Raw genomic sequence first — 12,909 nt, forward strand, 5'->3', positions numbered from 1 at the left:
CCGTTCAGAGGTCGAGCACCGCGCGAAGGGCCTGGTCGACCCGGGCGACCGCGTCCGGGCCGATGTTTCCCAGGTAGGTGCCGTCGTCGAAGCGGGTTGTCTTGAGCTGGGTGAGATTGAGCGCCACGGCGACTGCTTCGACAGGGGCGTTCAGGTGCACGGACATGATGGTGTCGGGATAAGCGCCGGGCGGGTGCAGCACGATGGCGAGGCAGGCGCCGAACGTCTCGTCCAGGCTGTCGAGGCTGACGACGCACACGGTGCGTTCACCTTGGGCACTCTTGATCTGCCAGATGTCGCCCTTGTTCACCACACGTCACCCTCGCCGTCCAGCTCAGGACGGTAACCGGCTGCGACCAACTGCTTGGCCGCGTCCAGCGTGATCTGCCGCCGGATGAGACGGTCTATGAACGCGGAGACGTTGCCCTCAGGGGCGTGAGTGCGAACGTAACCAGCGGATTCATCCGAGAGTGAGACGGTCATCTTCGTGGTCATACCGGGATCCTACCCGAGTCATACCAATGCAGGCAGGTCAGTCCGCAAACCCAGTAGGGATGAGTACGACGACTCATGCCGTTGTGCGATCCCCGCCGCACGATTCTGTGCATGACACAGGAATGTCGCCGCACCAGCCCGCACCGGAAGATCGCCGCCGTGTCGGCCGTCCTGCTGGCCGTGGCCGCGGTTGCCGGCTGCACGCGGCTGTGGGACGGGGAGCCGTACCCCGTCGCGGATCCGGTGGCCACGGCGACGCGATTGGACGGTTACACACAGGCTGTGTACGACGCTCTGGATCTGCCTGACGCAGAACTGGAGCCCGGCGGCAGCCCGGAGGCCGATGGTTACGGCTGCTCCTACCGGGGGCTGCGTCACCTCGACGAGGAGTTGAGTGACTCTCCCGGGAGCCCTCCGGGCGTGGTCGATGTGAGCAGCGGGTGGGCGCTGAAGGGGGTCTCCCGCGCGGAGGCGGTTTCCGCGATGCAACGGGCGCGTGCGGAACTGACGCGGCAGGGCTGGAAGGTCGCCGGTTATGAGAACTCCCGCTCTTGGCTCCGGCTGAGCTTGAAGCCCGTGAACGGCGAGGACACCGTGTCCGTGGAGGCGTACCCCGGCGACCGCCTCCAGGTCGCCGCGTATGCCGAATGCGCCCGATATCCCTCAGGTACACAGATGAACGAACTCGGCGAGCCGGTGCTGCCGCCTCAGGTGGCGCCGGTTCAGCTGCGCAGGTGAGGTCGCCCTGCTCACGCGAAAGTGAGGTGACTCACGACCACCCGTCAGATCTTTACTCGGTCTTGATGCGGCTTGCAATCGTGAAGCGCAGACCGTGACTAAGGTCGAACATCCAGGCGATCAGTAGAGGGGGAAGACGTCAAGTCATGGGCGACAGCGGCAAGATACTCGATATCAAGATCGCGGACCTCAAGGCGACAGCGCCCCACTTCGAGCATGAAAGCGTTGCTCTCGCTCACGCCCTGACCAAGCTGAAGCACGGCTTGGAGGCGGCCGGGGCACCGTGGGGTGACGACGAGCAGGGCCAGAAGTTCCACAAGATGTACGGCCCGCACGTGACGCAGATCGAGCACGCCACCAAGATCCTTGTCGACGGCTTGGCCAGCATTCGCGAGGCCATGGTCGACATGGCGGATGGCCACATCGACAACGAAGAGCTGGTCCGGAGCATGTTCAGCCGGATCCATGTCGACCATGGCGGTAAGGGCGCGCACCAGTGAGCGTCGCGGACAAGGCTCGCAAGATCGTCCAGGAGATGACCGGCATGTGGTGGCCGGCTGCGGACGAGGGCGGGCTTCGGCATGCCGCGAAGACGTGGCGGGACTTCGCCGACGACGTCGACGATGTCACGGCCGGTGCCAACAAGGCGGCCCGCACCATCATCGAGCACAACAAGGGCGAGGCCATCTCCGCCTTCGACGACCCGTTCTGGCGCCGCTACTACTACGACAAACGCGGTTGGCTGAAGGACCTCGCCGACGCTGCCCGCGACATGGCCAAGTCGCTGGATGCGTATGCGGACTTCATCCACGGGGTGAAGAAGAAGCTGGAGCACGAGCTGGAGATCGCCGGTGCCACGCTCGTGGTCGGCGGGGTCCTCTCCGTCGTCACCTTCAGCCTTTCCGAGGATGCCGCTGTTGCTGTGGCGGCCGGGATCGCGGACACCGCCGCCAGCCTCGGCGTGGCGGTGTCGGAGGAGATCGCGGCCATCGCTACTACGACCTTGGCGACCGCGGCGTTCGCCGGCGTCGAATCCGTAGCCGTGAACCTCGCCGTTACCCAGCCCCTGTCCATCGCGCTCGGCGAGCAGAAGGGCGGGCTCAACATCGACGAGGCCCGCAGCGCGGGCGTGGACGGTGCCATCACCGGCGGGCTCCTGGGAGGGGCCGGTGCAACGGTCCAGGCCATCAACAGAGCAGGTGGCATCACGGAACTGCTCGGAGGTGTCCGGCTGCCTTCCGTCGGTCCCGCGCTGGCGCTACCTGGGGGTGCGGTAGCTCCCACCCTCGACGACCTCGGCCTGCTGATCAAGGGCGATGGCGAACCAAACGCCTGGCCGCGCAGCAAACGCAAGGGGGCGGTCAATCCGAAGTACTGGTCCGACCTCGCGGGCGACGAAGGCAAGGGCACGGCCAAGTCGTCGCCCCATACGCTGGCGAAGCATGTCGAGGTGACCACCCAAGATCTACGAGCCCGACTTCGCGCCAACCCGAGGCTCAAAACGGCCTCCCGATATATCGACGAGGAGTCGGCCCAGAAGTTCACCGACGCCGTGCTTTTGCGGCGCCAAAAGCAGGTCGACGCTTGGCTGAACGGTCCGAAGAAGTCACCCAAGGAAGCCTTCGTGGTAGAAGACCTGGGCGAAAACACCGGCTTGAGCATGAGCCGGTACAACTTCCGCAATGGCCTTCCGTCAGAATGGGTCAAGGGCGCGACGGTGGTCCTCAAGCGTGACCCGACTGCTCCTCTGGGCTACCGAGTCCTGACTTCCTACCCTTCCTAGAACCAGCCAGGGACACATGACCGCGCTCTCAGACGATCGCTTCCATGAACTGAGCCGACTCCTCAGCGCCTACGAATCGACCGGTGAGGTCTTCGACGACACCCTGGAGGCCCCAGGTCGTGCTCTGAACTCGTACCTGCGGACGGCGGCACGCACCCCTGACCGAGCGGCAGCCGCGGTGCGCGAGATCGACGACCTGCTTGAAGTCGGCCTCTTCAGCGACGAGATCGCCGGCGATGTCGACCTCCTGCCGCACATCGAACCTCCCCGAGGAGCGAGCGTCGAGGACTGTCTCAGGGTCGTTCGCCACCACCTGAGTCGATACCTCACCGCCCCTCCGGCGCCCGATCCCACCATCCGTCCGCAGACCTCATGGGAATGGAGGGAGAGGTTCCCGGCACTCGCGCATTTCCTCGGAGCGTACTTCTATCAGGACAGTCTGGAGATCGAGTACCACTCGCATGCGGAAGCGATGGACGACTACCTGACTGGCGAACTGAACGAGGACTTGGAACAAGCCGCATCCGAAGCCACGGAATTCCTGACCCTGAACCCGTCAGAGGACGAGCTCGGCGAAGCGGCATCAGTACTCGGTCTCAGGGAACCCCCGCCTGACGGCATCTCTCTGCGCCGGTGGCTCACCGACATCCAAGGAATCATCAGGCACCACTTGCGCACGCACCCATGAGTTACAAAAACCACCGTGGAGCCGTGGTGGTGACAGGATCTGGCGTGCCTGACGGTTTCCTTTGATTGCGCCTCAGGGCGTGGCCACGAAGTGGTCGAACTCGCCTGCCTGTACGCCGAGTACGAAGGCGTTCCACTTGTGGCGGGTGGTTGTGACGACGGTGTCCGCGGAGCGGAGGCGGAGGGGGGTGTCGTCGTTGTCGGTCTGGGTGGTGGGCGCCGGTTCCTTCTTGAGGGTGGTGAGGAGGGCGCCGAAGGCGGCGGGGGTGGTGGTGAGGATCGCGCCGGTGGGGTCGGAGGATTCGGTGAGGTGGATGGTGTGGGGGGTGGCGGCGACGTGTATGCAGGAGTCGCCCTCGGAGCAGTAGGACGACTTCTGCCAGTTCTGTGGGTTCATAAGTCTTCCTTCACAGCTCTCGCATCAGGTTGTGGACAAGGTCTCGGGTCTTCTCCGGGGCGAGGGCTACGGCATCGATCCGCTCGAAGAGGGTCCGGTACTTGTGCAACTGGGCCTCGGCGTCGAGGAACGCGAGACCGTGTGCTTGGTCCAGGTGGACGGTGTCCAGCTGCGGCACTGCGCCGTATGCGTAAAAGATCGACTGCCCGGATCCCGGGTAGGCGCCGGCCTCGAAGGTGATGGCCCGCAGTGTGATGTGGTCACGGTCGCTCATGTCGAGCAGGTGCTGCAGCTGGTGCCGGGTAACCGTCGGGCCGCCGACCTGCATACGGAGGGCCGCCTCGTGGACGATCGCCTCGTACGGGGTGGGGTCGTCCTCGTCGTAGAGGATCGCCTGCCGCTTGATGCGGAACGAGAGGCGGTGCTCGATGTCGGGCGGCGAGAGTTCGGTGACCGCCTGGCGGAAGATTTCGAGTGCGTACTCGCGTGTCTGGAGCAGCCCGGGGATACGGGCCGTGGTGCTGGCGCGCAACGACTGAGCGTGGTGCTCCAGTTCGGCCAGGTCGAGGAGCGCGTTCGGAAGCACTTCGCGGTACTGCTCCCACCAGCCGCGTTTGCGTTCGGAAGTCATGGCCGCGAGTGCTTCGACGAGGGGCTTGTCGGAGCAGTCGTAGTGGCAGGCGATGGTGTGCATCCGGTCGGGGCTCACACCGACGCGACCGGCCTCCATGTTGCTGACCTGCGCCTGCTTGATGCCCAGGAGTTGACCGGCCTCGGTGGAACTCAAGCCCGCTCGCTCGCGCAGTTTCCGCAGCTCCGCGCCAAAGCGCAACTGGCGACCCGTTGGGTTCCTCACGGATTGCCGCCTCCTTGCTGTCACTCACACGGGTGGTAGGTGAAGGAGATATCCGGTTTTCGGTGAAGACCTTCACTCCGTGTCGCTACCTTACAACTGGGCCCCCGCCCAGAAGTGCCCCGCTCGACGGAGCGGCGTGGTCACTGGGCATTCGAAACAACCGCACCTCAACCCCCCATCCCGAACGGAGACTTCGATGCCCACCGTATCCAAGCCCTGGGCCTACACCCTCCACCTCCCGCACGATCCACGCGCACCGGGGATCGCTCGCGCAACCCTCCGTACCGTCCTCGCCGCGCACGACCTCTCCCCGCTCACCCCCACCGCTGAACTCGTAGCCGCCGAACTGCTCGCCAACGCGCATCTGCAGACCGCCGGCCCCTACGCCCTCCGGCTCCTCGGCAGGGAATCGGGGAAGGTGACGGTGGCCGTCTGGGACACCGACCCCCGCGTCCCGCCCGGCTTCGCCCCTGACACCGACGCCGGCGCCGTACCCCTGCCAGTACCGGAGGGTGACGCCGAAAACGGGCGCGGCCTGCACCTCGTGCGGACCTGCGCCGACTCCTGGGGCGTGTCCGTGCTGCGCCATCTCGGGGCGTCCTGGGGCGGGAAGCTGCTGTGGGCGGACTGTCAGAGCGGTGACGTACCGTAGTCGTGTCTGATCAAAGCGTGAAGGAGAGGTTCATGGCGGCGGTGCGTGTGCGTGAGGCGGGCGCTTTACGGGGGGCCGACCAGTACCGTAGGTACGAAGCCGAGCGGGACGTCGGACCTCCCACCGAACCCGCTCATTCGGCCGGTGATGCCACCGAGGCGGAAGGACGGAGGCAGCGAGCCATGTCCGTGTCGTCCGGCACTTGGAACGGCCCGCCTCCCCGGCCGGGGAACCTGCGCCAGATCGCGGAGAAGATCGAGGAAGCGACGGGTCTGCGGGTGCAGATCGTGGGAGGGAAGCTCGTGATGTCCCCGACTCCGCGTGGCAAGCACGCGGGCGTGGTGAAGCGGTTGCGGCGGCAGCTGGAAGGCGCGTCCCTCCCCGATGGGCTGGACGTGTACGAGGTGTCGTCCATCGCCCTCCCCGACGACCCGGACGACTATGTGACGCCGGATCTGGTCGTTCTGCCCCTGGAGTGGGAGGAGGACGACGACTGGCTGGCCGCCCCCGAGGATGCCGCGCTCGCCGTCGAAGTCATCTCCTCCTCCGAGAAGTCCCGGGACATTCGCGACAAGGCCGACTGGTACGCCGTGGCCCGCGTTCCCGCGCTGCTCGTCATCGACCCGCGCAAGGCCACCTGGGCCCTGCACACCCGGCCCGACAACGGCGCCTACCGGGATGTACTGACGGGTAAGTTCGGGGAGTCGCTGCCGCTGCCCGAGCCGCTACGAGGGGACGTCGCGACCGGCGACTTCCCCGTATACGGCGATCCCCAACGGCCAAGCGGAGGTTTCACAGGAAATTCTCAGTGAAGTCGGAGCACCTTTCTCACATTCGCGGGGCAGAGTGGTGGCTGATGAAGCGCACCACACGCATCTGGGTCCACACACGCCCCGCATTGCTCGGGGTGGTGGTGATGCTTGCGCTGACCTCGGCGTCCGTGGCGGTCGCCGATGAGCCGTCGGGCCCCCTCGGGGTGACCGCCGAGGCCCAGGCGGACCGGCACACGGAGCGGATCGGCGCGCTCTTCGGCGCGGACCGGGCCAACGATCTCAAGGGCGGTCACTACTGCACCGCCTCGGTCGTGCACAGTCCCGGGCGCGATCTCATCGTCACGGCGGCGCACTGCGTGGCCGGTGCCGAAGACGGCGGTCTGCTCTTCGTGCCGGGCTACCGGGACGGGAAGGCGCCGTACGGGGTGTGGAAGGTGGGCAAGCGGTACCTGTCCGACGGGTGGGCCAAGGATCAGGACGAGGACAGCGACGTGGCCTTCGCCGTCGTCCAGGACCTGAACGGGCGGAAGCTGGAGGCCGTGGTCGGGGGCAACCGTTTCACGGCGGGCACGGAGACCGGTGCCACCGCCGTGACCGTCGTCGGCTACCCATCCTCCCGTGAGGTGCCGATCCGCTGCATCAACAAACCGACGGTGCACAGCCGCACCCAGCAGCGCATCGACTGCCCGGCCTTCAGCACCGGCACCAGCGGCAGTCCCTGGATCAACGGCGACGGCCAGGTCGTCGGTGTGATCGGCGGGCATGAGGAGGGCGGCGACACGGACGACGTGTCGTACAGCGTGGTGCTGGGGAGCGAGGCGGCGGAGCTGTACAAGGATGCGACGAGCGGTCGCTGACCCCCGTACGGCCAACCGCTGACCGAAAACTGATCTTCATGGCAGGGTGTGTCCGTGGACGCACTCAAGCCTCAGGACCCGTCGCACATAGGCACCCACACCCTGCTCGCCCGGCTCGGGGCGGGTGGGATGGGGCAGGTGTATCTCGGGCGCTCGCCCGGCGGCCGGCTGGTCGCCATCAAGGTGATCCGGGACGAGATCACCGAGCATCCCGAGGCGCTGGCCCGATTCCGGCGTGAGGTGGAGACGGCGCGGGCGGTGCGGAGTGCCTATACGGCCAACCTGATCGACGCCTCGTTGGACAGCGCACCGTACTGGCTGGCCACGGAGTACGTCACCGGCCCGACCCTCGCCCAGGCGGTCGCCGAACGGGGGCCGCTGCCCGTCGAGACCTGCCGCAGCCTCTTCGCCGCCCTTGCCGAGGGCCTCGCGGCCGTCCACGAGTACGGGGTGACGCATCGGGATCTGAAGCCGCAGAACGTCATTCTCGCAGCTCAGGGACCCCAGCTCATCGACTTCGGCATCGCCCGCACGGCGGACCAGGCCGCCCTCACCGACGCCGGGTTCGCGCCCGGCACGCCCGGCTTCACGGCGCCCGAGGTGCTGATGCGCAACCAGGTCGGCCCGGCCGCCGACGTGTTCGCCCTGGGCGCCACCCTCGCCTACGCGGCGACCGGCCGACCGCCCTTCGGCTCCGGCGACCCGAACGGCGTCAGCTACCGCGCCGTCCACGAGCCCATCGACCTCGCGGGCGTCGAACCGGACCTGGCCGCCCTGATCGAGGCGTGCGCGGCCAAGGACCCCGCCGCCCGGCCGGGACTCGCGGAGGTGATCGCCCGGTGCGGGGTGCGGTCCGCACTCGTGGAGGACCCGTTCTACGCCGGCCTCGCCGCGCTGGGCGAGGCCGCGCCGCAGACCCCGCCGACGCCGACGCCGACGCCGACGCCGATTCCGCAGCCGGTGGCGTCGCCCATAGGGCCGCACGACCTGCCCACGGTGGGGCCCGCGTACGGCGGTCACGGCTACACGCCCACCCAGCTGGGCCAGCCCGCCCGCCGTCGGAGCAAGCGGTGGATGGTCGCCGTGGCGGTGGGACTCGTGGTGGGGATCGGAGCGGCCACCGCGGTGGTGCTCGCCCAGGAGGGTGACGGCAAGGACACCGCTGGGGGCCGGGCTTCCGCGAGCGCGTCGGGCAAGGCGTCCAGCCCGCAGGCGACGGCGTCCAAGACGGCCACCGGCACGGGCGGCGCGCCCGCCTACGCGGCGGACAACATCGACCGCCAGTACTGGAAGTCGTCGACGGGAGAGTGCCAGCTGCCGAACGCGGAGTCGGCGCCCAAAGATTTCTTGTCCTCCATGGCCGACCCCGACGACCCCGGCAACAGGGCGGAGCGCCCGGTCTTCGGCCACAAGGTGCGGATCGGGTTCTGGCACAACAGCTACTCCGGGCACCCCGGGATCCACGGCCCGTACTACGTGACCGTCAGCGTGAAACCGCCGCACGGCATCGACCCGAGCACCGGGAAGCCTGTCGTCGGAGTGCTCTCGCAGAGCGCGACGCTGGGCTACACCAGCAAGCCCATCGACCTCTACGGCGGTGACGCGTCCGCCTGGACGTACCTCACCTACCCGGACGACTTCCGTTCCTGGATGGACGGGAAGAAGTCCTTGCCCGCCATCCCGGTCGGCAACGATCCCGGCGACTGGACGGTGCAGTGGTTCCACATCCGCACGCCCAGCGACTACACCGCCATCATGTGCCAGGGCTTCACTGTGAAATGACGCCACATCACGCAAAAAGAGCCTTGAACCGCTCGCGCATGGGGGAAAGTTGAACCGTGCGGAAGGTATGGGTGATCGGTGGGGCGGCCGTCGGACTCTTCATGGGCTTCGTCATGCTGCTCGTCGTGGGGGTCTACGTCGTCGGCGGGAACCTCATGGGCGGGGTCGCCTCGGCGGGCCGGGGGCTGTCCAAGGGGGCCGTACCGGCTGCTTACCAGGGGCTCGTGCAGAAGTGGGGCAACCTGTGCCCGCAGCTGACTCCGGCGCTGCTCGCCGCGCAGCTGTACCAGGAGAGCGGCTGGAATCCGAAAATCGTCAGCTCGGCCAACGCGCAGGGCATCGCGCAGTTCATCCCCGGCACGTGGGCCATCTACGGCATCGACGCCAACGGGGACGGCAAGCGCGACGTCTGGGACCCCAACGACGCGATTCCGTCGGCGGCTTCGTACGACTGCCAGCTGGCGAAGGACGTGAAGAACGTGCCGGGCAACGTCTCCGACAACATGCTCGCCGCCTACAACGCCGGTGCCTACCGGGTGATAAAGGCCGGCGGGGTGCCGGGTATCAGCGAGACCCAGGACTACGTTCAGCGGATCAACAGCCTGGCCAAGAGCTTCGCCGCTCCCGTCGGCCGGATCGACCCCACCCAACAAGCCGCCGGTGCCATCGACTTCGCGCAGAAGAAGCTGGGGACGCCCTATCTGTGGGGTGGGGAGGGGACCGCTGAGCAGGGTGGGCGGTTCGACTGTTCGGGGTTGACGCAGGCCGCGTACGCGACTGTCGGGATCACGTTGCCGCGGGTGGCCAACGATCAGTACAACGCCGGGCCGCATCCGTCCCGGGACCAGCTGCTCCCCGGTGACCTCGTGTTCTTCTCGACCGACCTCAGTGACTCACGGGCCATCCACCACGTGGGGATCTATGTGGGGGGCGGGTACATGATCGACGCGCCGAGGACCGGGGCCGTGATCCGGTTCGATCCCATCGACAGCCCTGATTACTTCGGCGCCACCCGCGTCACCGAAGATGGCGCAAAAGCGCTCCCCACGGCGGTGTGAGACGGTGTCAACCGAGCGTGAACCACCCCCCTGAGCTGCGGTGATGAGTCTCTCTTCGATAACGTCTGAGTGATCATTCAGTGGAGAGTGGAACGTATTGATGAGGGGTGTGCGTTCCTTTTGACGTAGCCGAGCGGACGTCGATGCGGGCAGTACGGCAGTGCAGCGGAAGCGGATCTACGACCACGGGGGTGGAAGCGGCGCACATGAGGTGCGTCCGGTAGACGACGAAGGGGCCACAGCACCATGGCTGTACTCGCCGAATCCGGATCGAACCCCGACGTCGGCCTGCTCTACGACATCAACGGTCTCGCCAAGGGCGCTCCGCACTGGTTCGACCGGATCATGGAGTTCGTCGGTGAGTACGGGCTGCTGGTCGCGATGGTGCTGCTGGTGGTGTGGTGCTGGTGGTCCGTGCGGCGGCGCGGCGGCGAGAACGCCGCGTCCTCCGTCGCCGCGCTGGTCTGGGCCCCGCTGGCCGCTGGGATCGCCGTACTCGTCAACATCCCCATCCGGGGGTTCGTGCAGCGGCCTCGGCCCTTCGTCGATCACCAGGGGCTCGACGTCCTCGTCTCCGGCAAGACCGACTTCTCCTTCGTCAGCGACCACGCCACCATCACCATGGCCCTCGGGGTGGGTTTGTTCGTCGCCCATCGCCGCTTCGGCATCGCCGGGATCGGGCTCGCGTTGTTCGAGGGGTTCTGCCGGGTCTACATGGGCGTGCACTACCCGACGGACGTCATCGGCGGCTTCGCCCTCGGCACGGCGGTCGCCCTGCTGCTCTCCCCGGCGGCGATGGCCCTGCTCACCCCGCTGATGCGCGCGGTGGAGCGGTCCCGCCGGGCCGGGTGGATCGTGCGCCGCCGGTCCGCGGTGGGCGGGCAGCAGGACGCCTTGCTGCCCGGCGCCCGTACGGCCGTGGAGAACGAGGAGCGGGACCTGGCGGCGTAGCAGCCACGTCCCGTTCGATCGACCTACAGCCCCTGCGCGTACGAGAAGAAGCGCTGCGGGTCGTACTGTTTCTTCACCTTGCCCAGCCTCGTCGCCGCGTCCCCGTAGTACGCCGTGCGCCAGTCGCTCAGCGTCGGGTCCGTGTAGTTCTGGTACGCCGCGCCCGAGGCGTACGGCCGCATCGCCGCGTGGGCCGACGACAGCCACGACTGGGCCGTAGCGCCGGAGGCGCCCGCGCCCCAGGACGTGAAGTACTGCGCCAGCATGCGCGAGCGGCGGTGGACGAAGGCCGTGGCCGTCGGCGACACACGGTTCACCGCGCCGCCGAGGGCCGTGAAGGCGATGCTGCCCGCGCCGCCCCGTACCGCGGCGATCTGGCGAAGGACCGTCTGGATGCCCGCCGGCGACAGCGAGCGGTCGAAGAAGTCGGAGCGGGCCGCGTACGTGTCCCGGCCGAGCCTGCCCTGCGGGGAGCGGCCGGGGGTGGAGCCGGGCAGGTGGCACTGGGCGTCGGTGGAGAAGGAGGTGCAGCCCGCGTAGGTCTCCATCGCCTCCTCGTAGCCCTTGCGGTGCAGGGCGACCGAGGTGGCGTTCGCACCGGCCTGGTGGGCGAGGCGGTCCACCGCGTTCTGGAGTTCGCCGTACGTTCCCATCGAGAAGCAGGCGACCGAGATCGACGGGGTGCGGCCGGGGGAGCAGTCCAGGTGGAGGGCGGACCAGATCTCGTCGGGCTGGGCCGGGCCCCACTCCTGCCAGGCCTTCAGCACCGCCGCCGCCTTCGACCAGGGCCAGGTCAGGTACGCCGTCACCGCCTGCGGCGCCGCATGCGTCCTGAACTGCAGCTCGGTGACGACGCCGAAGTTGCCGTTGCCCGCGCCGCGCAGGGCCCAGAAGAGGTCGGAGTGATCCTTCGCGTTCGCCGTCACCTGGGTGCCGTCCGCCGTGATCAGCGTCGCCTGGGTGAGGTTGTCGCAGGTCAGGCCGTAGGCGCGGGAGGCGACGCCGTGGCCGCCGCCGAGGACCAGGCCGGAGACGCCGACGGACGGGCAGGAGCCGGCGGGTATGGTCACGCCCTTGGCCGCCAGTGCCCGGTAGACGTCGATCAGCTTGGAGCCGGCGCCGACGACCGCCTGGCCGCCGCTGACCCGGATGCGGTTCAGCTTGGAGACGTCGAGGATGAGGCGGTTGTCGCCGGAGGAGTAGCCGGCGTAGGAGTGGCCGCCGTTGCGTATCGACACCTTCAGGTGGTGTGCCTGGGCGTAGGCGAGGGTGGTGCGTATGTCGTCGGCGTGGGCGACGTAGGCCACCGCGGCGGGCTTCAGGCCGTCGAAGCGGGTGTTGTAGAGCTGGTGCGCCGTCCTCCAGGCCGCGTCGCCGGGGCGGACCAGGGTGCCGTCCAGGTCATGGGCGAGGTCGGTCCAGGTGGCGGCGGCGCCGGCACTGGCCGACTTTATGGACATAAGAGACGATGTGCCTGTGTTCGCCGTCGTGGCCGATGTGCCCGCGCCGCCGCTGCAGCCCGACAGTGCGGTCGCGGCGAGCGCGGCCGTTCCGCCCGCGATGAACGTACGTCGTTCCATGACCATGGTCCTTGGTCGCCTTTCCCCGGATCCCCCAGACCCCCTCGGGCCTTCCTGGGGTGAGACGGCGCCTCGGGCGTAAAAGTTCGCGACGGTTCGCACCCGGGGAAACGAACGCCGAAGACGCGTGGGCGTAACCCAGCCGTCGCCGGCGGTCGGAACCTGCGCGTGCTCTCCCCGTGAGCATTCCGTGACCTCACCACGCCGACGGCAGGGGTTCACCCCCCGTTCACTTCCGGCCATCGGCGGCTTCACCTGTTCTGCCTAATTTCGGCCGTACCCGGTGCGGAGTGCGGCCAT

Annotated in this window: 15 protein-coding genes; 10 read left to right on the forward strand and 5 right to left on the reverse strand. The window is 68.0% G+C overall.

Annotated features, from left to right (window positions below; genetic code table 11):
• Window positions 1–4: 4 nt before the first annotated feature.
• Together O1G22_RS22395 and O1G22_RS22400 are read right to left on the reverse strand one after the other, a co-directional pair.
• Window positions 5–310: a hypothetical protein gene (locus O1G22_RS22395; protein WP_270082949.1), complete on the reverse strand. Its 306-nt coding sequence runs from the start codon at window positions 308–310 to the stop codon at window positions 5–7.
• The gene (locus tag O1G22_RS22400) at window positions 307–495 is read right to left on the reverse strand and encodes a toxin-antitoxin system HicB family antitoxin (RefSeq protein ID WP_270082950.1); all 189 of its coding nucleotides are present in this window, start codon (window positions 493–495) and stop codon (window positions 307–309) included. Before O1G22_RS22400 ends, O1G22_RS22395 begins: the two co-directional genes overlap by 4 nt.
• A gap of 111 nt (window positions 496–606) precedes the next feature.
• Here O1G22_RS22400 and O1G22_RS22405 point away from each other — a divergent pair, with 111 nt between their 5' ends.
• The 4 genes from O1G22_RS22405 (at window position 607) to O1G22_RS22420 (ending at window position 3,704) form a co-directional block, all read left to right on the forward strand.
• On the forward strand, window positions 607–1,233 hold the full coding sequence (locus O1G22_RS22405; RefSeq protein ID WP_270082951.1) for a hypothetical protein: 627 nt from the start codon (window positions 607–609) through the stop codon (window positions 1,231–1,233).
• A gap of 146 nt (window positions 1,234–1,379) precedes the next feature.
• On the forward strand, window positions 1,380–1,733 hold the full coding sequence (locus O1G22_RS22410) for a hypothetical protein (RefSeq protein WP_270082952.1): 354 nt from the start codon (window positions 1,380–1,382) through the stop codon (window positions 1,731–1,733).
• Complete coding sequence (locus tag O1G22_RS22415; protein WP_270082953.1) at window positions 1,730–3,016, forward strand: RNase A-like domain-containing protein; 1,287 nt, start codon at window positions 1,730–1,732, stop codon at window positions 3,014–3,016. Before O1G22_RS22410 ends, O1G22_RS22415 begins: the two co-directional genes overlap by 4 nt.
• 16 nt (window positions 3,017–3,032) lie before the next feature.
• A complete protein-coding gene (locus O1G22_RS22420) occupies window positions 3,033–3,704 on the forward strand; it encodes a contact-dependent growth inhibition system immunity protein (protein WP_270082954.1) in 672 nt (223 codons plus the stop codon).
• Window positions 3,705–3,776: 72 nt separating this feature from the next.
• Here O1G22_RS22420 and O1G22_RS22425 read toward each other — a convergent pair whose 3' ends face one another.
• Both O1G22_RS22425 and O1G22_RS22430 read right to left on the reverse strand, forming a co-directional pair.
• On the reverse strand, window positions 3,777–4,100 hold the full coding sequence (locus tag O1G22_RS22425) for a DUF397 domain-containing protein (protein ID WP_270082955.1): 324 nt from the start codon (window positions 4,098–4,100) through the stop codon (window positions 3,777–3,779).
• A gap of 10 nt (window positions 4,101–4,110) precedes the next feature.
• The gene (locus O1G22_RS22430; protein ID WP_270082956.1) at window positions 4,111–4,956 is read right to left on the reverse strand and encodes a helix-turn-helix domain-containing protein; all 846 of its coding nucleotides are present in this window, start codon (window positions 4,954–4,956) and stop codon (window positions 4,111–4,113) included.
• Window positions 4,957–5,152: 196 nt separating this feature from the next.
• On the opposite strand from O1G22_RS22430, the gene O1G22_RS22435 reads away from it, so the two are divergent.
• The 6 genes from O1G22_RS22435 to O1G22_RS22460 all read left to right on the forward strand — a co-directional run bounded on the left by O1G22_RS22435 (window position 5,153) and on the right by O1G22_RS22460 (window position 11,029).
• Window positions 5,153–5,608 carry an ATP-binding protein gene (locus O1G22_RS22435; RefSeq protein ID WP_270082957.1) on the forward strand — a complete coding sequence of 152 codons (456 nt, stop codon included), beginning with the start codon at window positions 5,153–5,155 and terminating at the stop codon, window positions 5,606–5,608.
• Window positions 5,609–5,790: 182 nt separating this feature from the next.
• The gene (locus O1G22_RS22440; RefSeq protein WP_270082958.1) at window positions 5,791–6,420 is read left to right on the forward strand and encodes a Uma2 family endonuclease; all 630 of its coding nucleotides are present in this window, start codon (window positions 5,791–5,793) and stop codon (window positions 6,418–6,420) included.
• 44 nt (window positions 6,421–6,464) lie between these two features.
• Complete coding sequence (locus O1G22_RS22445; protein WP_270082959.1) at window positions 6,465–7,238, forward strand: trypsin-like serine peptidase; 774 nt, start codon at window positions 6,465–6,467, stop codon at window positions 7,236–7,238.
• 54 nt (window positions 7,239–7,292) lie between these two features.
• Complete coding sequence (locus tag O1G22_RS22450) at window positions 7,293–9,020, forward strand: serine/threonine-protein kinase (protein WP_270082960.1); 1,728 nt, start codon at window positions 7,293–7,295, stop codon at window positions 9,018–9,020.
• Between the two features lie 113 nt (window positions 9,021–9,133).
• Entirely contained in the window at window positions 9,134–10,078 is a 945-nt protein-coding gene (locus O1G22_RS22455) for a bifunctional lytic transglycosylase/C40 family peptidase (protein ID WP_270082961.1), read from the forward strand.
• 246 nt (window positions 10,079–10,324) lie between these two features.
• On the forward strand, window positions 10,325–11,029 hold the full coding sequence (locus O1G22_RS22460) for a phosphatase PAP2 family protein (protein ID WP_270082962.1): 705 nt from the start codon (window positions 10,325–10,327) through the stop codon (window positions 11,027–11,029).
• 23 nt (window positions 11,030–11,052) lie between these two features.
• Here O1G22_RS22460 and O1G22_RS22465 read toward each other — a convergent pair whose 3' ends face one another.
• Window positions 11,053–12,609, reverse strand: a complete 1,557-nt coding sequence (locus tag O1G22_RS22465) for an FAD-binding oxidoreductase (protein WP_270082963.1) — start codon at window positions 12,607–12,609, stop codon at window positions 11,053–11,055.
• Between the last annotated feature and the right edge of the window lie 300 nt (window positions 12,610–12,909).

The organism is Streptomyces camelliae (assembly GCF_027625935.1).
Taxonomy (GTDB): Bacteria; Actinomycetota; Actinomycetes; order Streptomycetales; family Streptomycetaceae; genus Streptomyces; species Streptomyces camelliae.

Excerpts from the sequence above, each read along its gene's own strand:
- O1G22_RS22445 (WP_270082959.1), top strand. The coding sequence starts at position 6,465 with ATGAAGCGCACCACACGCATCTGGGTCCACACACGCCCCGCATTGCTC.
- O1G22_RS22400 (WP_270082950.1), bottom strand. The coding sequence starts at position 495 with ATGACCACGAAGATGACCGTCTCACTCTCGGATGAATCCGCTGGTTAC.
- O1G22_RS22440 (WP_270082958.1), top strand. The coding sequence starts at position 5,791 with ATGTCCGTGTCGTCCGGCACTTGGAACGGCCCGCCTCCCCGGCCGGGG.
- O1G22_RS22460 (WP_270082962.1), top strand. The coding sequence starts at position 10,325 with ATGGCTGTACTCGCCGAATCCGGATCGAACCCCGACGTCGGCCTGCTC.
- O1G22_RS22465 (WP_270082963.1), bottom strand. The coding sequence starts at position 12,609 with ATGGAACGACGTACGTTCATCGCGGGCGGAACGGCCGCGCTCGCCGCG.
- O1G22_RS22405 (WP_270082951.1), top strand. The coding sequence starts at position 607 with ATGACACAGGAATGTCGCCGCACCAGCCCGCACCGGAAGATCGCCGCC.
- O1G22_RS22455 (WP_270082961.1), top strand. The coding sequence starts at position 9,134 with ATGCTGCTCGTCGTGGGGGTCTACGTCGTCGGCGGGAACCTCATGGGC.
- O1G22_RS22420 (WP_270082954.1), top strand. The coding sequence starts at position 3,033 with ATGACCGCGCTCTCAGACGATCGCTTCCATGAACTGAGCCGACTCCTC.
- O1G22_RS22435 (WP_270082957.1), top strand. The coding sequence starts at position 5,153 with ATGCCCACCGTATCCAAGCCCTGGGCCTACACCCTCCACCTCCCGCAC.
- O1G22_RS22425 (WP_270082955.1), bottom strand. The coding sequence starts at position 4,100 with ATGAACCCACAGAACTGGCAGAAGTCGTCCTACTGCTCCGAGGGCGAC.
- O1G22_RS22410 (WP_270082952.1), top strand. The coding sequence starts at position 1,380 with ATGGGCGACAGCGGCAAGATACTCGATATCAAGATCGCGGACCTCAAG.